General features: G+C 43.0%; 17 protein-coding genes, 2 tRNA genes and 1 riboswitch. Of the genes, 11 read left to right on the forward strand and 8 right to left on the reverse strand.

Features of this window, described 5'->3' with window-relative positions; genetic code table 11:
* The first annotated feature begins 182 nt into the window (after positions 1–182).
* On the forward strand, positions 183–1,091 hold the full coding sequence (locus tag A7P55_RS06410) for a LysR substrate-binding domain-containing protein (protein WP_171551509.1): 909 nt from the start codon (positions 183–185) through the stop codon (positions 1,089–1,091).
* A gap of 64 nt (positions 1,092–1,155) precedes the next feature.
* Here the strand turns inward: A7P55_RS06410 and A7P55_RS06415 are convergent, their stop codons facing one another.
* The 4 genes from A7P55_RS06415 to A7P55_RS06435 form a co-directional block, all read right to left on the reverse strand.
* Positions 1,156–1,764: a glutathione S-transferase family protein gene (locus A7P55_RS06415; protein ID WP_171551510.1), complete on the reverse strand. Its 609-nt coding sequence runs from the start codon at positions 1,762–1,764 to the stop codon at positions 1,156–1,158.
* A gap of 52 nt (positions 1,765–1,816) precedes the next feature.
* Positions 1,817–2,515: a YafY family protein gene (locus A7P55_RS06420; RefSeq protein WP_171551511.1), complete on the reverse strand. Its 699-nt coding sequence runs from the start codon at positions 2,513–2,515 to the stop codon at positions 1,817–1,819.
* A 75-nt stretch (positions 2,516–2,590) separates the two neighbouring features.
* On the reverse strand, positions 2,591–3,265 hold the full coding sequence (locus A7P55_RS06425) for an HAD-IA family hydrolase (RefSeq protein WP_171551512.1): 675 nt from the start codon (positions 3,263–3,265) through the stop codon (positions 2,591–2,593).
* Complete coding sequence (locus A7P55_RS06435) at positions 3,262–4,194, reverse strand: RluA family pseudouridine synthase (protein ID WP_216077983.1); 933 nt, start codon at positions 4,192–4,194, stop codon at positions 3,262–3,264. Before A7P55_RS06435 ends, A7P55_RS06425 begins: the two co-directional genes overlap by 4 nt.
* Before the next feature lie 432 nt (positions 4,195–4,626).
* Here A7P55_RS06435 and A7P55_RS06440 point away from each other — a divergent pair, with 432 nt between their 5' ends.
* The 5 genes from A7P55_RS06440 (at position 4,627) to A7P55_RS06460 (ending at position 10,806) form a co-directional block, all read left to right on the forward strand.
* Complete coding sequence (locus A7P55_RS06440; protein WP_004637771.1) at positions 4,627–4,773, forward strand: hypothetical protein; 147 nt, start codon at positions 4,627–4,629, stop codon at positions 4,771–4,773.
* A 209-nt stretch (positions 4,774–4,982) separates the two neighbouring features.
* Positions 4,983–8,324 carry an Rne/Rng family ribonuclease gene (locus A7P55_RS06445; RefSeq protein WP_171551514.1) on the forward strand — a complete coding sequence of 1,114 codons (3,342 nt, stop codon included), beginning with the start codon at positions 4,983–4,985 and terminating at the stop codon, positions 8,322–8,324.
* Between the two features lie 194 nt (positions 8,325–8,518).
* The gene (locus tag A7P55_RS06450) at positions 8,519–10,360 is read left to right on the forward strand and encodes a long-chain-acyl-CoA synthetase (RefSeq protein ID WP_171551515.1); all 1,842 of its coding nucleotides are present in this window, start codon (positions 8,519–8,521) and stop codon (positions 10,358–10,360) included.
* Positions 10,361–10,534: 174 nt separating this feature from the next.
* A tRNA-Lys gene (locus A7P55_RS06455) sits at positions 10,535–10,610 on the forward strand.
* Positions 10,611–10,730: 120 nt separating this feature from the next.
* Positions 10,731–10,806 (forward strand) — tRNA-Lys (locus A7P55_RS06460).
* Between the two features lie 122 nt (positions 10,807–10,928).
* Here the strand turns inward: A7P55_RS06460 and hemW are convergent.
* On the reverse strand, positions 10,929–12,083 hold the full coding sequence (hemW, locus tag A7P55_RS06465) for a radical SAM family heme chaperone HemW (RefSeq protein ID WP_171551516.1): 1,155 nt from the start codon (positions 12,081–12,083) through the stop codon (positions 10,929–10,931).
* 141 nt (positions 12,084–12,224) lie between these two features.
* On the opposite strand from hemW, the gene A7P55_RS06470 reads away from it, so the two are divergent.
* The 4 genes from A7P55_RS06470 (at position 12,225) to A7P55_RS06485 (ending at position 16,398) form a co-directional block, all read left to right on the forward strand.
* Positions 12,225–12,686, forward strand: a complete 462-nt coding sequence (locus A7P55_RS06470) for a DMT family transporter (RefSeq protein ID WP_171551517.1) — start codon at positions 12,225–12,227, stop codon at positions 12,684–12,686.
* Positions 12,687–12,716: 30 nt separating this feature from the next.
* A complete protein-coding gene (locus A7P55_RS06475; protein WP_354667318.1) occupies positions 12,717–14,075 on the forward strand; it encodes an MATE family efflux transporter in 1,359 nt (452 codons plus the stop codon).
* 197 nt (positions 14,076–14,272) lie between these two features.
* Positions 14,273–15,565: an AarF/ABC1/UbiB kinase family protein gene (locus A7P55_RS06480; protein WP_171551518.1), complete on the forward strand. Its 1,293-nt coding sequence runs from the start codon at positions 14,273–14,275 to the stop codon at positions 15,563–15,565.
* A 578-nt stretch (positions 15,566–16,143) separates the two neighbouring features.
* Positions 16,144–16,398: a type B 50S ribosomal protein L31 gene (locus tag A7P55_RS06485; RefSeq protein ID WP_004656092.1), complete on the forward strand. Its 255-nt coding sequence runs from the start codon at positions 16,144–16,146 to the stop codon at positions 16,396–16,398.
* A gap of 91 nt (positions 16,399–16,489) precedes the next feature.
* Here A7P55_RS06485 and A7P55_RS06490 read toward each other — a convergent pair whose 3' ends face one another.
* From A7P55_RS06490 to A7P55_RS06500, 3 genes are all read right to left on the reverse strand, one after another.
* Positions 16,490–16,819 carry a DUF190 domain-containing protein gene (locus tag A7P55_RS06490; RefSeq protein ID WP_171551519.1) on the reverse strand — a complete coding sequence of 110 codons (330 nt, stop codon included), beginning with the start codon at positions 16,817–16,819 and terminating at the stop codon, positions 16,490–16,492.
* Between the two features lie 16 nt (positions 16,820–16,835).
* Positions 16,836–17,216 carry a fluoride efflux transporter CrcB gene (gene crcB / locus A7P55_RS06495; protein WP_004802433.1) on the reverse strand — a complete coding sequence of 127 codons (381 nt, stop codon included), beginning with the start codon at positions 17,214–17,216 and terminating at the stop codon, positions 16,836–16,838.
* A gap of 132 nt (positions 17,217–17,348) precedes the next feature.
* A riboswitch (Fluoride riboswitch) is annotated at positions 17,349–17,415 on the reverse strand.
* 79 nt (positions 17,416–17,494) lie between these two features.
* A complete protein-coding gene (locus tag A7P55_RS06500) occupies positions 17,495–18,346 on the reverse strand; it encodes a DUF2071 domain-containing protein (protein WP_171551520.1) in 852 nt (283 codons plus the stop codon).
* Between the two features lie 139 nt (positions 18,347–18,485).
* Between A7P55_RS06500 and A7P55_RS06505 the strand changes: the two genes are divergently transcribed.
* Positions 18,486–18,818 (forward strand): HopJ type III effector protein, encoded by a 333-nt coding sequence (locus tag A7P55_RS06505; RefSeq protein WP_171551521.1) that lies wholly within the window; start codon positions 18,486–18,488, stop codon positions 18,816–18,818.
* Positions 18,819–18,831: the final 13 nt, after the last annotated feature.

An 18,831-nucleotide genomic window follows, 5' to 3' on the forward strand; every position in this document is an offset into this window, starting at 1 on the left:
ACCGAACTAATAACGCACAATGACAATTCAAGCCAAGGGCTAAACCTCAGCTTTTGCGCTATTTCTTATATTTTAGAAAAAAGCATATTGTATATAAAATAAGCTCAGATATAATGCGCCAACAACATGATATTCCCATCATGATAACTAAAATAATAGTAAGACACTCTTGGATCAGTCTTATGGAATTACGTCATTTACGCTATTTTATTACCGTTGCTGAAGAGCTCAGTTTCAGTAAAGCGGCACTTAAATTACACACGTCTCAACCTTCACTCAGCCAGCAAATTAAAGATCTCGAAGATGATGTGGGTGTACAACTATTGCATCGGACCAAGCGCAAAGTAGAGCTAACTGACGAAGGCCAAGTTTTTCTGGAACAAGCACGTTTAACCCTCACTCAAGCAGACAAAGCTATTACCATGGCGCGACAGGTTGCTGCAGCCAAAGTACAATGTTTAAAAATTGGTTTTGTGCCCTCTGCTGAAATTCGCATTTTCCCTTATATTTTGCCGCGTTTAAGAGTTCGTCTACCCAAACTGCAAATTCGTACGCTTAACCTTAAAGAAAGTGATCAAATCAATCTGCTGAAAAAAGGTGATTTAGACCTGATCTTTATTAATCAAAAATTTGAAAATGAAGCATTTACAAGTCAATTGATACTCAAAGAACCCTTAGTGTTTATGCTACCGAAACAGCATCCTTTGGCACAGCATGCACAGATCAACATTGCCCAATTACAGGATTTACCCCTGACCATTTTAACCCACAAGCTGTCTCAGCCTTTGGCACGAATCATTACCCAATACATTAAACAGCAGCAGATTCATTTTCAAAGCATTGATGAAGCCAGCAATATTGCAGATGCGATTCAAGCAGTACATTCTGGGCATCGTTGTGCCATTTTACCTGCCTATATCCAAGCCTTAGCCACCGACCAAATTGTCGTCAAATCATTAAATTATCCGCTGCCCTGTCTCGATGTTTTTATGGGTTACCCAAAAAATGAATCGAACCTTGCCACACAGCAATTCCTGGAAGAAATTCGACATATATTCGGCTTAGATAGCGCCCATTTGAATTCGCACTGAATTCCTCATAAATAAAAAAGCCGAATCAATCGGCTTCCTTATTCTTTAAGTAAAGCCTATTGGCTTAGGCATTACTAAAAAATTCAGCAAATTTCTGATAACTTGGTCGCTGCTTAATGTTTTCTAAATAGCGCTCAATCGCAGGATGAGACTGAATATCTCCCATCTTCAGCTGCCAAAATAACATCGCAGCAACCGTGACATCCGCAGCAGTAAACTGCTCACCACATAAATAGGGATCAACATCATTGAGACCTTGCACAAAGGCGTTATAGGCATCTTGATAATCACCATACCCCACAGAGCCTTTCTGATCGGGCTTCACCTCAACACCGAGCATTTTATTGGTTGAAGCCGCTTCCCAAGGCCCAGAAATAAAGAATAACCAACGATAATAAACACCACGTTTTGGATCATTCAGTGCAGGTGCCAAGCCTTTGTCTGCAAATTTATCAGCCAGATAAGCACAAATTGCATCCAGTTCATAAACCACAATATCGCCATCGACCAATACGGGTACTTTGCCAAATGGATTGATTTTTAAATACTCAGGTGCTTTCATCTCAGTTTGAAAAGCAACCTCAATACGTTCGCATTCAATGCCAAGCTCGATCAGCAGCCAGTCAACAACGACGCCACGCGAAAAACTATTGGTATAAAGTTTAAGTGCCATTTTGATATTTCCTTGGTGAGTTATTCTTATTTCAATGTAATTGTTTTGATTGTCAGTTTTTGTCAGTAGTCTCACGGCACATTTCCTGTGCCCACCATTGTTGAAATAATTGCTGTTTGAATTGCGGATACAGCTCCTGACTCAAGCTCAACGCTCGAATCCGATCAATACGGAAGTGACGAAAACCTTTACGTAGCTCACACCATGCCGCTAACACAATCCGATCATTAAAATAACCTAGCGCAAATGGCCACAAAATACGAGAACTTACCCGTTGTTGTTCGTCGGCATAATCTACGGTAATTTTTAACTGCTGACGGATGGCCAAACGCACTTGTTCCACCAAAGTTTCATCGACAGGTAACCAGACATTGATGGATCTTAAAGTGGTATGTTCAAGTTGATGCTGACAATGCTCAGGCAGTACCGCATTGAGCTTTGCCAACACCGAAGTTGAAGCCGATTTCAAAGCCAAATCAGGAATATCGCTCAACCAATTCAGCGCTAAAAAAATTGCTTCGATCTCGGTTTCATTCAGCGTCATCGGCGGAAGCAGGAAATCTTGTTTCAGTTGAAACCCTAATCCAGCGGCAGCATCAATACAAACACCCTGCTCACGCAAGGTTTCGATATCACGATAGACACTGCGCTGACTAATCTGTAAACGCTCTGCCAACACCTGCGCGGTCACAGGATAGCGATATTCTCTAAGCAGCTGTAATAGATTAAGCAAACGGATTGAACGACTCATAGTGTCCCTATTGTTATTATGGATGATGGGAATGCAAACACTCCCATCATTGTCGTTTCGTATGATTTGAATTGATTAACTCTCGGTTAAGGCATCCATATTCAGCACACTTTGCAAATAAGCATGTAGATCCTGCACATTGTGCGCAATGGCCAAGGGTTGATATTGCTGCAAGGTTTCAATGCTATGCACACCATAACTCACCCCAATACGCGGCATATTCAGATTTTGAGCCATTTCTAGATCATAACTGGTATCCCCCACCATCACAGCACGATCAGCAGCGACATCCAGTTCAGTCAAAATTTCCTGCAACATCAATGGATCAGGTTTAGATTTGGTTTCACTGGCTGCACGGGTAATATCAAAGATTTCATCGCTATTGGTTTGTGCCAAAACCCGATCTAAACCTTTACGACTTTTGCCTGTTGCCACAGCAAGCTTTAAACCTTGCTGTTTTAAATCAGCGAGCAACGCTGCAACACCGCTAAACCACGCATCCCCTTTGGAGTTTGCCACATAGTGATCCGCATAACATTGCAAAATATCTTGCTGTAAATGCGGAACTTGTGGAAACAAGATTTGCATGACTTCAGGTAAACCTAAGCCAATAATGCTTTTTGCAGCTTCATCCGTCAGGGGTTGTTCAAATTGCTGTGCTGCATATTGCAAGCTTGCTACGATTTGCCCAACCGAATCGAATAAGGTGCCATCCCAATCAAAAATCACCAGTTCGATATTTTGACTCATTTCTGCTTTCTCAACTGATCGATCACCTGTTGCATATCTTCAGGCATTGGCGCTTCAATGCTTGGATAGTTGGGAATGTCTAAACGCATGGCATGTAGGCACAAACGACGTGCTTCAGGGCCTGTATATGCCGTATTGTGTCCATATTTATCATCCCCAACTAAAGGATGACCAATACTGAGACCATGTACACGGATTTGATGGGTTCGGCCCGATAACGGTGATGCATGGACCAAAGTCGCGGCTTTAAAACGTTCAACCACTTTCCAATCAGTTTTACTCGGCTTACCGTCTTTGGTGACACGGACACGACGTTCGCCATTGGCCAGTTCATAACGCAATAAGGGTGCATCAATCAATTGCTGATCCAAACTGACTTGTCCTTTGACAATCGCCGTATAAGTTTTTTGAATTTTGTGCTCACGCAGTAAATCCTGTAGCAGCTTTAAAGTACTGCGCTTTTTACTGATCATGACCAAGCCTGAAGTATCACGGTCAATACGGTGGATCAGTTCCAAGTATTTTTTACCTGTCGCAGCACGCAAGGCTTCGATTAAGCCATAGGCCACACCACTACCGCCATGCACCGCAATCCCTGACGGTTTATTAACGACCAATAGCCCTTCATCCTCATACACCACACGGCTGAGTAGACTTTGTGCCACACCATCACTCACTGGTGCCGCGGTTTCATCCTTTTGTTCATAGCGGATTGGTGCGACACGAATCTGGTCGCCAATCTTCAAACGTGTCTCTGCTTTTATTCTTTTTTTATTAACGCGTACTTGTCCTTCACGAACCAAACGGTAGATTCGACTCTTTGGTACACCTTTTAATCGGGTAAATAAAAAATTATCTATTCGCTGCCCGTCTTGATGCTCATCCACGTCAAACCAAGTGACACTTTGCCATTGTTGTGTAGAATTCATACGCTCGATTAATCCAAGATTTGCTAAATATGATTAAAAAATGATCATTTAGCTAAGTTATTTCACAAGAAACCTAAACTTAGCCCATAGGCAGATGCCGCAAGGTTTGATATATTCAGCGCACGGATACCACCGTAAGTGAGCATCAAATCAGAAATTTTATTTAGATAAAATTTTTAATCGATGAGATATTCACCAACAACTCGGATAGGTCCTAAAGAATTATGCCGACGCCGAAGGCTTATTATATCGGCAAAATGGCAAACTGTTGCGTTTAATTGTGCATATGCACATACAGTTTGTTCAGAAAAAATATGTCGCCAGCAATTTGCTGGTTATTAAACGTAAACTGATCCACATCAGACAATTTGCTCCCTGATGTCGCATTCAGGCTAAAGCGTTGATGCATTGGAACTGCTAAGCAGAGATACGATGATCATTCCGTATCAAGACTTCCAGATGGATCGACTTCAATGCTTAATGACAGTGAAAGTCACCATCCAATGCACCGCTCACCCGCCAGTGAAGCGTACAGGAAACTTTGATTATGTCGGATCTAGTGATATTTCACAGATGTAAGACATACATGAAATATCAACGGATTCAAGATTGAAGCAGTATTGCCGACATCGAAATAACCGTATCAAAACCCCAGCTGGATATTTACAGTCAGTGGTTTCAGAGCTTCCTACACAAAGTTGCTTCTGAGTTTTGATCGCGCCAATTTGATGTTTGCTCAAAAATATTGGGCTTGTTGTCTGTGTGCATCACTATTAGGTGTCACACCCATGAAACGTATGTTGATTAATGCAACCCACGCCGAAGAAGTTCGCGTTGCACTTATCACTGGTAATCGTCTTTACGATTTCGATTTAGAGAATCGTACTCGCGAACAAAAAAAATCAAATATCTATAAAGGTCATGTCACTCGCGTTGAACCGTCTTTAGAAGCGGTTTTCGTTGAGTACGGCGCACAGCGTCAAGGCTTTTTATCGATGCGAGAAATTGCAAACTCGTATTTCAAAGCAGACCCTCGTCAAACTTCAAATATTCGTGAACTCATCACTGAAGGCACTGAATTACTGGTTCAAGTTGAAAAAGAAGAACGCGGCAACAAAGGTGCTGCCCTGTCTACTTTTATCTCACTTGCGGGTCGTTACTTGGTCCTCATGCCAAACAATCCAAAAGGTGGCGGTATCAGCCGTCAAATTTCGGGTTCAGTGCGTGAAGAACTGAAAGAAATTTTAGCTTCGTTAAATGTACCGCGTGGCATGAGCGTGATCGTTCGTACCGCGGGTATTGGTCGTACCCAAGAAGAGTTACAACTCGACTTACAACACTTACTCGACCTTTGGGCTCAAATCCAAGGTTCAGCAGGTTCTGGTCCATCACCAATGTTGGTTCATCAAGAGGCTGGTGTGGTAACACGTGCAATCCGTGATTATTTACGTGATGATGTGGCTGAAATCCTGATTGATAGTGAGCAAGCCTATAACGAAGCCTATAACTTCGTAAAAGCAGTGATGCCACGTCAGTTAGACAAATTAAAAACCTATACCTTGAATGAGCCACTATTTGCTCATTTTGGGATTGAAAGCCAGATCCAAACGGCTTATGAACGTGAAGTGAAACTTCCTTCTGGTGGTTCAATCGTCATCGACCAGACCGAAGCTTTGGTTTCAATCGATATTAACTCGGCGAAATCAACCCGCGGTCATGATGTTGAAGAAACGGCGCTCAATACCAACTTGGAAGCAGCCGAAGAAATCGCACGTCAACTTCGTTTACGCGATATTGGTGGCTTAGTGGTAATCGACTTCATCGACATGACCAAAGACCGTAACCAGCGTATGGTTGAAGCGAAATTACGTGAAGCAACGCAAAGTGATCGCGCACGTATTCAGTTCGGTCAACTGTCACGTTTTGGTCTGATGGAAATGAGCCGTCAACGTTTACGCCCTTCGTTAGAAGAAGCGACTGGCTACGTTTGCCCACGCTGTCATGGCACGGGTATGGTGCGTGACTTACGTTCACTATCACTTTCAATTATGCGTAAGGTTGAAGAAATTGCTTTACGTGAACGTCAAGGTGAAGTTCAAGTCGAAGTGCCTGTTGAAATCGCAGCCTTCTTATTGAATGAAAAACGTCACAGCCTAGTTTACTTAGAGCAAACGTCGAATGTACGTGTCACTGTGCTGCCTCACCCGCACTTGGAAACACCACATTACCAAATCCAGTTCAATCCAGATGGTTTCGCCCCTTCTAGTTATGAACGTACTGAAGCCACCCGTTCTAGCGAAAAAGAACTGGGCTATGAATCTTCAGACTGGCATTTAGAAGATGCAGAGCATCACCATGCACCTGCTGCACAAAACCAAGCTGCTGCACCACAGAAGAAAGCGGCTCAGCAACATGCTGCGCAAGCTAAACAAACTCAAGCAAGCACACAAAAGTCAGCAAGTCCTTGTGCTTGGTTAGAGAACTTATTTGTTCAAAAACAAGCACAAACCACCGATCAATCTCGTTCTGCACAAAATGCAGCAGCCGCGATTGAACAAATGGTGAATAACGGTGCGGTGAGCCGTGGTCAGTTTGGCCAAGTAAATACACCAGCAATCGCTGAAGTTACTGCGCCAACTGCAAACAATGCTTATATTTCACAGAACCCTGTGAAACAAGAAACACGTGAAAGCTTTGAGAAAGACGAGAAATCACATCGTCCAAACCAAAACCAGAAGAAGCGCAAGCACAAAGAGCAACGTGAGCAACATGCACATGCGCATGAACAACAAGCTCAAGTGCATGAAGAAGTCGTTCAACTATCACGTCAAGAACAGCGCCATGAGCAACGTGAGCTAAAACGTCAACAAAAACGTCAACAGCCACAAGAATCTCAAAACCAGCAACAGCATCATGATGCTGCTCAAGGCAATGAGTCTGCGCCTTTACCACGCCGTGACCGTAACCAACAACGTCCAAATCGACCAAACCGCCATCGTGACCAGAGTGTGTTAAATGAAGCACCGACGGCTGCACCTGAAGCTGTGGTAAATCCACAACAAGTCAAAGTGGATGTAGTCGATGCACCTCGCAGCGAACCAATGAACACAGCGCTCGTTGTGAATATTGATCAAGGTCAAAGTGAAATTGTTGCATTAAATCCACAACAGACAACAGCGCCAGCTGCTAAAGCAGAAAAAGCAAAACCTGTTGTAGAAAAAGTTGAAACACCTGCGCCAGCTCCAGTAGAACAAGCGACTACTGAAAAGGTAGCTGTTGAAGAAACTGCACAAGCACCTGCACAACGTGCCAGCAATGATCCACGTTCACGTCGTCGTCAGCGCAACCACCAAACTGCACCGAAAACGGCTACAGTAAAAGTTGCACTGTCGCAAACACCTACGTTGGGACAATATACGTTGGGCAGCTTGATTCGTCATGTCTATGGTGATGATTGCACAATCCTGATAGAGCAATTCGGCTTAGTCACCACCTTCAACCGCGCTTTACAAAAGTTCGCTGAACAATATGCAAGTAGTTTAGTGACTGAAACCGTCGTTAAAGAAGACAAGCGTCCTGTCACACGTGATGCTGAACTTCCGACTCAGAAGCCAACTGAAGAAGCTGAACCTGCACCCGTGTTAGCATTAACACCACCGGATGCAGCGGCAGTTCGTGTTGCTAATGACCCGCGTGAACGTCGTCGTTTAGCAAAAATGGCTGCGGAGCAGGCAAAAGAAGCACATGTTGCCTCAAATGCAACGCCAGCTCCTGTAGAAACGACTGAATCGAAAGAAGAAGTGAAACAAGCAGATGATGCGGTAGTCGTTGAAGCAGCAACTGCACCAGAGCAACAACCTTTAGAACTTGCCAGTACAGAGACTGTAGCAGAAGTTGCACCAGTTGAGGTTGAAGCAGTCGAACCTGCTGTGGTTGCTGAAGTTGAAACCGTAACCGAAGCTGTTGCAGAAGTTACTGAACCTGCTCAAACTGTTGAAAAAGCTGAACAAGCGACAACTGCGACAGAAGCAGAATTGGATGATGAAGCAGCGAAAGCGGAAAAAGAGAAATCAAACCGCCCGCCTCGCCGTCCACGCGGACGTCCACCAAAAAAGACCACAGCTGAGTGAGTAATTTGCTAAATTGCACTCAATAAGGCGAAGCCTAGTCATTTCGATGACTAGGCTTTTTTGTTATTTTGTCAAATTAGGTTGATTGCTCTAGGCACTTACCATTACAAAACAGCATTAACAAAATGGTGTGAATGGTTGTGTTCTAACGGATAGCCATTTCTTGGATTGATCGAAAAATAAATAGGATTGATATGAGCCAAACTACGCAGACCGATATTATTACCCTTGGTGATGTCGCTACTCGACTTCCTAACTTCATCACTAAAGTACCTCATATCCTCAATGGTCTTAAACAAGCATATTTGCGAACGCCAACATCTCCTGCTGGTTTAGGCATTGCCTTTGAAAAAGCAGTCAAGCGTAACCCTCAAGGCATCGCATTGTTATTTGAAGATCAAAGCTATAGTTACCAGGCACTCAATGAGTGGGCAAACCAGATTGCACATTACTACTTATCGCTTGGGGCAAAGAAAGGTGATGTGATTGCAGTGATGGTTGAAAACCGTCCTGAACTGATTGCCTCGATCGTTGCTTTGGCAAAAATTGGGGTCACGATTGCGCTTGTGAATACCTCACAAGTCGGTAAGGTACTTGCACACAGTATTAATCTGGTCAATCCAATTGCGGTCATTGCAGGTGAAGAAGTTCGCGCTGCAATTGATGAAGCGCGCCAAGATTTAAAGGTCGCTCAAGATCGTTTCCACTGGTTTGCGGATCAAGAAACGCGTAAGCATGCAGGTACAGCACCGCAAGGCTATGTGAATCTTGCCCAACAAATTGACCAGTTTCCAAAATTCAATCCATCCACCACACGTACCGTGACAGGTAAAGATGGACTGTTCTATATCTATACCTCAGGCACTACGGGCTTACCAAAAGCAGTTATTTTCACACATAGTCGCTGGACGCTCGCTTATGGCACCTATGGTCATATCCTGAATCTAGGCAAAGATGACGTGATGTATGTCACCCTTCCGCTTTACCATGCAACAGGTGTCGTCGTGTGCTGGTGTGGTGTAATTGCAGGCAGTGCCACACTTGCGGTACGTCGTAAGTATTCAACCAGCGCATTCTGGAAAGATGTACAGAAATTCAATGCCTCTGCGATTGGTTATGTCGGTGAACTGTGTCGTTACCTCATCGATGCACCCGTGACCGAAGAAGATCGTGCACATCGTGTGACCAAGATGATTGGTAATGGCATGCGCCCAAATATCTGGGGAAAATTCAAAGAGCGTTTTGGTGTTGAAGAAGTACTTGAACTTTATGCATCAAGTGAAGGCAACGTTGGTTTTAGCAACATCTTCAACTTTGACAATACGGTTGGCTTCTCTCCAACGCCATATGCGATCGTTGAATTCGACAAAGAAAAGAATGAACTGGTCCGCGATAAGAAAGGTCACTGCAAGAAAGTAAAGACCGGTGAAGTGGGCTTGCTGATTGGCAAAATCACCAGCCGTTCACCTTTCGATGGCTATACTGACCCAGAAAAGAACAAATCGGTGATCTTGAAAGATGTGTTTACTCAAGGTGATTCCTATTTCAACACCGGTGACTTGGTTCGTGATATTGGTTTCCGCCATGCGCAGTTTGTGGACCGTCTGGGAGATACTTTCCGTTGGAAAGGTGAAAACGTTTCAACCACAGAAGTTGAAAATATGGTCTGCGAATATGAAAAGATCGTAGAGGCTGTAGTTTATGGCGTGGAAATTCCAAATACCAATGGTCGCGCAGGTATGGCAGCGATTACTTTGGTTGATGGTGCAGAACTCAATGAAGTAGATTTAAGCGACATGGTCAATGTGTTTAAAAAGTGCTTACCGTCTTATGCCATTCCTGTTTTCTTACGTGTTCAAGAGAAAGTTGAAACCACAGGTACATTTAAATACCAGAAGAATAAACTGAAAGAAGACGGCTTTAATCCAAGCAAAACTTCTGAACGTTTACTGGTTTTATTACCAGGTGCAAGCAGCTATAGTGATGTAAATACTGAGATCTTTGATAATATTCAAAGCTATCAATACCGTTTCTAGTTTATTTTTTAGCTAAACAAGAGGAAATCGTGCTTTTTATAAACAATCATGCACATGTTTTTAAATTTCCTCTTGTGTTAGCTGAATAAGTTGCTAGAATACGCAACATCAAAACGAAGACGCATTTAGAACAAATTAGTTTTAATTGTGTGGCATGTTTAAACACTTGCTTATGGGTCGTTAGCTCAGCTGGTAGAGCAGCGGACTTTTAATCCGTTGGTCCCGCGTTCGAATCGCGGACGACCCACCATATAATGTTTTGATAGTTTGTAAAATGTATTTTACAAATGCCTGTAAGAGGTTAAGCTACAGAAAATCATAGATTTTCTCTTGCGCTCAGGTAAAACGTTGTTTTACTTATCCTCGCTCAGGGTCGTTAGCTCAGCTGGTAGAGCAGCGGACTTTTAATCCGTTGGTCCCGCGTTCGAATCGCGGACGACCCACCAAATTCTAAAAAGCCTCATCATTGATGAGGCTTTTTTATTGTCTGCTCAATTTCTTTCAGAAAAATGACAGACTCATTTGAATTGCTTTAAGCATCCTTGCTTAAAGCATTACAATCATTTAATTATAAAAATTTCTCTAAAACCGAGTTTAAAAAGATATGCCCCTGCTCAGTACAGGCAATTCGATTCATATCTGCCAGCAATAATTTTTTCTCACGTAACTGATCCAGTGTATCGCTCAAATCATCCAATTCAAGTCCAGTGCGCTGAGTATAAGTGTCAGCAGCTACACCTTGATTTAAACGCAAAGCATTCATCATAAATTCAAAAGGCAATTCATCTGCTTCAATCCGTTTCATTTGCACATGTTCAGCAGGCACTTTGGCTAAATAATCTTTCGGTAAACGGGTTTTCTGAAAACGATAAATCCCGTCTGGTCGGGTGACTTTGCCATGCGCCCCTGCACCAATCGCCAAATAATCACCAAATTGCCAATAATTTAAGTTATGCGCCGATGGCTGTTCTTTGCGCCATGCTGAAACTTCATAATTCACATAACCATTGGCTTTTAAATATGCTTCACCTTGTTCTTGAATATGCTCCAAAACTTCGTCTTGTGGCAATACTGGTTGTGTTCTAAAGAAAACAGTATTCGGTTCAATGGTCAGTTGATACCAGCTAATATGCGTTGCACCCTGCTCCACAGCCAATCTCAGATCGGTTAAGGCCTGTTCTTCACTTTGTTGGGGTAAACCATGCATCAGATCGACATTAACGCGCTCAAAGCCCGCCTGACGCGCCTGTTGAATTGCATCCAGTGCATTATTGGCTGAGTGGATACGACCAAGACGCTGTAAGTGGTCTGGATCAAAACTTTGCACGCCCAACGATAAACGATTAATCCCCACTGCCAGATAATCGGCAAATGGATCATGTTCCACCGTACCCGGGTTGGCTTCCAGTGTAATTTCACAGTCGGCTTCAAAGTCTAAACGTGCTTTGAGTTGATCAAATAACCATTGATAACCTTGTGCAGAAATCAGTGACGGCGTACCCCCACCAATAAACACACTATGAATCGATCGGCCTTGTGCCATTTCAACCTGTGTCTCAAAGTCAGCCACCAGTGCAGCCAAATATTGCTGTTCCAAATCCAGTGATAATTGCCCATCAGGAACGGCGTGCGAGTTAAAGTCACAATAAGGACATTTACGTACACACCACGGCATATGGATATACAAGGACAGTGGGATATTTGCAGGATTTAACAGACTCAAAATACAAGCTCAATGATAGAACCTGACTATTTTAACATGACTCGACTCGGTACAGTTGCAGCTTCAATACGGGATACAACTTATCATCCCCTACGGATTCAGTTAGACTGAAAAAACATAAAGAACAATTAGACCGATAATATGATGAAAATTTCCAGCCAATTGCTATTTATTCTGCCGCTTGCTTTAGGGATTGGAATTGCAATGGCCTTTCAAACGGCAATCAATGCACAACTTCGCGAGTATCTGAATTCTCCCCTACAAGCCGCCTTACTTTCCTTTTTGATTGGGACGATTATTCTAGCCCTGTTGGTTTATTTCCAAGGTGCAGAAAAACCCAGTTTAACTGAACTTTCACAAATTCCATGGTTTCTCTGGTTAGGCGGATGTCTTGGGGTTTATGCAATCAGTATGAGCATTTATACTGCACCCAAACTCGGATTTTTAACTTTTTCAGGTTTAGTGATTTTTGGACAATTGGTGATTTCCATGCTCATCGACCACTTTGGCTGGTTAGGTACAGACAAAACACCAATTAACTGGCAACGCCTACTCGGTAGTATTGTGATTTTTATTGGTGTGTTATTCACACTACAACGCTAATTCTCCCTCATTTTAATAAGAGTATTTTTTGTGTCCCATGCCACAACCAAGCGCTTTGAACTCAAACAGCTATTTCATTTGATGTTTCCAATTCTAATTACACAGTTTGCCCAAGCTGGATTAGGTTTAATCGATACCATTATGGCAGGTCATCTTTCTGCTACGGATCTGGCTGCGATTGCAGTCGGTGTTGGATTGTGGATTCCCGTCATGCTGCTCTTTGCTGGAATCATGTTGGCCACCACACCTTTGGTTGCTGAGGCGCGTGGTGCAAGAACACCCGAAAAAATTCCAACCATTGCCCGTCAGTCTTTATGGGTTGCGGTGATTCTCGGTATCGTTGCGATGCTAATTCTACAATGTATGCCCATGTTTCTCCCCCTGCTTGGTGTGCCTGAAAGCTTAATCCCGAAAGCAAGTCTGTTCTTACATGCGATTGGCTTTGGTATGCCTGCAGTGATGATGTATGCCGCACTACGCAGTTATTCTGAAGCATTGGGGCACCCACGTCCTGTCACAGCCATTAGCTTGATTGCCTTACTGGTCTTGATTCCGCTGAACTTTATCTTTATGTATGGCTTTGGGCCAATTCCTGCACTAGGCAGCGCAGGTTGTGGTTTTGCAACAGCAATCTTGCAATGGTTGATGTTTATCACTTTGGCGATTTATATTTCCAAAGCCAAAGCCTATCAACAGGCGCCGATCTTCACCAAGTGGGAAAAACTTGATCCCGAGTGGATCAAACGCATTTTAAAACTAGGTTTACCGATTGGCCTCGCCGTATTCTTTGAGGTCAGTATTTTCAGTACTGGGGCGATTGTACTGGGTCCGCTCGGTGAAAATGCCATTGCAGCCCATCAGATTGCCATTTCAGTCACCTCACAGCTGTTTATGATTCCGCTGTCCTTAGCCATTGCCTTGACGATTCGTGTTGGCATGTATTATGGCGAACAAAACTGGCACGCGATGCGACAAGTACAAATCGTGGGATTGATCACCGCTACGATCTTTGCTGCCTTCACCATGACCTTGATTGCGCTTGCACGTCCCTATATCGTGGCGATTTACACCACGGATATCGATGTGATTCCAGTGGCGATGTATCTGCTTTGGTTCGCGATGGCTTATCAGCTGATGGATGCTTGGCAGGTCAGTGCCGCAGGTTGTTTACGTGGCATGCAAGACACGCAAGCGCCAATGTGGATCACCTTAATGGCGTATTGGGTGGTAGCCTTCCCGATTGGTTTGTATCTGGCTCGCTATACGGCTTGGGGCGCTGCGGGTGTCTGGCTCGGCCTGATTATCGGTTTAAGCATTGCCTGTGTACTGCTAATCGGCCGTTTATATTTGAACAATAAACGTTTGGCACAGCGTGCCCTCAATACATAAAAATTAACTCGCATTGAGCGTTATTGATTCAGGGCAGCATGGATGCTGCTCTCAAACTCATCCTCTCATTCAATACCTCCATTTCCCCCCTTCACAGCATACTTACATCACTTAACATTTTGGTATAGGCAATTTAAGTTTTGTCGCCTATGATCAAAGCATCACGTTGAAACTGGATCACCCGAGGTCAAGTCCATATGGCAAAACATGCAAGCTCTCCCAGTAAGCGTTTTTTAAAACTGGCTGGTATGACCGCAAGTATTGCCAGCAAAAGCGTTGCCAACTCCATTCGTAATCTCACCGCAGATGAAGAACAAAAAAATGCTGCTCGCAGCAAATTGTTCCAAGACATCGGCTTACAAATTGCCGACACCTTAGGTGAGATGAAAGGTGCGGTGATGAAAGTCGGGCAAATTGCTTCGCAATATAAAGACATCTTCCCACCAGAAGTCGCGAAGGCGATTGCCAAACTGCAACGTCAAGCCCCTGCCATGCCTTTTGCTGCAATTCAGCAACAAGTTGAAAAAGAGTTGGGCAAACCGTTAAACCAGATTTTTAGCTCGTTTGAGACTGAACCTTTTGCTGCTGCCTCGATTGGTCAGGTGCATCGTGCAGTACTGCCAGACGGTCAGGCTGTGGTGGTGAAAGTGCAATATCCTGGGGTGGATCAAGCCTGTGAAAGTGATTTAAAACAGGTTCGTCTGGCTTTACGCTTAATGGGTGTATTGAAGATTGATAAGAAGCTGCAAGATCAATTGTTTCAGGAAATCCAAGACAGCTTATCGGCCGAACTAAATTATGAAATCGAAGCACAAAACTTAGAAGTGTTTAAAACCTTCCATGAAAAGCTGGATGATCAGATCATCATCCCAACTGTCTATAAAGACTTTTCATCACGTCGGGTACTCACGCTCAGTCTTGAACAGGGTGAATCGATTGAAACTGCCAGCACATGGTCAGTTGAAACGCGTAATCAAATTGGTCGTCGTCTGATTCGTGCTTTAGGACAGGAAATGTTTTTCTTGAAACGTTTCCATTGTGATCCACATCCCGGCAACTTTGCGTTCCGTGAAGATGGCAGCGTGATTATTTATGATTATGGCAGCGTTAAAACCCTTTCACCTGAAATCATTCAGCACTTCAAAGCACTGGTCAATGCAGCCCGCCAAGAGGATATTGCTCAGGTTGAAGATCTACTGGTCGAACTGCATTCGATTGCTGAGAAACAAAAATTCCCAACTGAACTGTATACCCAATGGATTGAAATCCTGTTGCGTCCATTAAGTACCCATTATGACTTTGCCAAGAACTCATCACATCACGATGGCATGCTATTAGTGAAAAAATCCCTGAAATACTGGGATGTGTTTAAGCCTTCTCCAGATACCTTAATGGTTAACCGAACCATTTCAGGACATTACTGGAACCTGATTCACCTCAAAGTGCATGACAATCTCAACGATTTATTTGAAGAATTGGTCCCGAACTAAATGTCATAACAATGCCAATCAAATGATTGGCTTTTTAACTGTTCATCTATGTTTAGTTAGTCAATTTGCACTGTATAAGGATAATCTGCACTCTCCTGATTTTCATCCACGTTAAGGATGACTTTTCCCTTGTCCTTTTCACCATACAATTTCAAATGATAAATGTATGTATTTTTAGTTTTATGGTCATTAAACAGAACTGTAGATTTATAGATTTTATAATCTGTGATATGTCCAAATTTCGCTAAAATCTCAAGATCATTTTTAAGGATAGGCTCTATTCGATTAATATTCGATTCAGAGTAAGTACATTTATACATTAAAGCGAAAAATGCAATAAAAACAATGAATGCGGGAATGAAAAAAGGCGAGTCAGAATTAATCCTCATTGTTATTTTTGCTCATACTCGATATCTCCCTGCTAATTTAACAAATCAAATGGCTTGTACAAAGCTCCATTTTCCATACTCGCTGATACATTGCTTACAAATAAATTCCAAAAAAACTTGAAATGAATAAGATTGACGGCATATATTGTTATGTTATAACATTTCTATTAATAATAGGAGTCATTCAAAATGCGTAAAGATATCCACCCGGCTTATCAACAGGTCTTGTTTCACGATACCAATGCCGATGCTTACTTCTTGATTGGTAGTACGCTTCAAACCAAACAAACTAAAGAATATCAAGGTCAGGTCTATCCTTACGTTACCCTTGATATTTCCAGTGCTTCGCATCCGTTTTATACAGGTGAAGTTCGTCAAGCCAGCAATGAAGGTCGTGTCGCAAGCTTTAACAAACGCTTTGCACGCTTTAACCGTAAAGCTTAATTTTCATTTAAGTTTCACACATTAGGCTGTAAGCATTAGAAGTCTAAGGCTATCTCTCCTCCACTTAGACTTCTTTTTTTATGCCTCACTTTCAAGAATCCGGCTTGGCCTGCCCCACCACCCCAAATTCAATCGGTGTTTTGACATAAAACAAAGAAATTTCTTTGTCATTTAAATAGTCCAATAGTTCAGTCGCCTGTTGATTGCTTACCGCAAACTGAATCTGCACAGGTCGATCCGCCAATTCAAAAAAACTAGCCGAATGAAATAAGCCGTGATGATCAACTCCTTCCATGCCTGCCAATACTGTCGCACCAAGTAAATTCATCTGCTTCGCCACGGCCAACAACCATTCACTCATCGGTTGTCCCTGATAAGTCCGATTTTGTGCCGTATAAAAACTCAGTAAAAATCCATTCATTGTCATCACTCCAAAGCTATGCAGCACTCAGCCATTGATGCAAGCTCATGCCTAAAATGGTAAACAGTAATGAGCCAATCACATGAATCAGAATCGCTGCACAGGCATAACCCAACTTACCACTTTGTAATAAAGCAATAATCTCGGCAGAAAAGGTCGAAAAGGTGGTTAATGCACCGCAGAAGCCTGTAATCACAAATAGTTTGTAATTTGGACTCAGTGAACTTTGAGAAAAATAAGAAATTGCAAAACCAATAATAAAGCCACCAACAAAGTTAACGGTGACTGTACCTAAAGGAATATTGGGAAAAATTGGATTGAGTTTTAAACCCAAGAACCAACGCAACCATGCGCCGAGAACCGAGCCAAGCGCGATTGAGAGTAAAGGATAATACATGGCTTACTCCACACATCGCGCAGGAGATAAAGCGACATTTAACATGGATAGATCAACGTTTTTTTGATTATTTTTCATCTGCGAACTCCAAAATTGGAACAGAGCACGCACGAACCTACGCCCCCTGTTCAGGGTAACGTAGGCATCATTAGCCACAGTGGCGGTTTGTAATAGGAGGAATGCCATCTCCTTTGTTCTAAAATAACATAATTTTTAGACAACTCAACTGCGTTTTTAAGCTGCAAGCAACTGTGTATAAACATAAAGTTATCCACAATTTATATCGTTTTAAATAAAACTTGCTCGCCAAGCACATCAAAATCCAGTGCTGGAATCACAAAAGCAAAAGCTTCTGCATCATGATCTAAACCGAATTGTTGCAACAATTGAGGAGCCTGCAAGCTCAAAATCTTAGCCGCTTGAATGTGCTGGAACTGTACAGGCATCTGAATATCTCCCTGCGACATTCGAGTTGGTTGGTCCACCCATTCCGCCCATGCATGGTCTTGATCGACCAAGAACTCAACAGCATCATCCCAAGAGCAAAATAACGGCTGCCATGCATCAGGTAATTGCTTTTCCTTGATCATCTGCACATCACTGCTCAAGGAATAATCCTCATCAACACTCATTTCAGTATGAATCAGGTGCTCTGCCCGTTGATGCTGAAATGTCGATGCATATTGTGCTGGCATTACATCGCTGGCCAGACGACCACCGAAAACATACAATGCTTGGTCAACCATGACCTGTTCAAAGATCACGGTCTTTGGCTGTGAGTGATCCAGATAAAAACGCCAGTTACTTTGTCTGGGTGAAGGCATTAATTTACGTAATTTGCCCAAGAAACTGAATCCAAAATGCTGATGCTGATAAGTCAAAATGGTAAAGATGGTTTTTCCCTGCTTTTCCCATAAAACAACAGGGCTTGGATAACGCTGCCGGACTTGTTCGACATCGACCAACCAAGATAAATACACCACATTGCGGACCTGACTCTGTAAGCGCAGAAAAGGAAGCCGTCGCATGATCATACGACGCAGTCGTAACAGCAAACCACAACTTAAAATAGGCGCTAAAAGGCGAAGTAAAGCGTTGGAAGTTGATAACTTTAAACGATGTCTATTCATTATTATTCAATAGATTAATGTTCTGTTTGAGCATAAACCGCTGAGTCGACGACGTCTAGTTCAAATCGCTCCCAGCTTCTATTCTGTAGTTTCAATGTTATGATGCTGACATTGATACACTCAACATGGAATTTTAAAAATGGCTCAAAGCTTATTGGCACAACTGAAAGATGGCACGGCAAAATTTGCAGATGTATTGGCATTTATCGAAGCACGTTATCAACATACGCCAACCGCCTTTCAGAATGGCGCACAATTGAATGCTGCGACTGAAAATCAAGGCAGTGCCAAAGTACTCAGCTTTGCCAAAATTGAAGGCTTGAATCAAGCGGATACGCTCAGTTTATTTGCGGAGCATTATGCGTCTGTATTGGCAACGCCAGAAGCCACCGACCATCAAAATATCCGCCAGTTTATGCAACATGGCTGGAATGGCGTTAAGTTTGAAGGTGAAGCACTTACTGCAAAATAAGAAAAAGGAGGTT

The sequence above is a fragment of the Acinetobacter sp. Ac_5812 genome (assembly GCF_013072695.1).
Taxonomy (GTDB): Bacteria; Pseudomonadota; Gammaproteobacteria; order Pseudomonadales; family Moraxellaceae; genus Acinetobacter.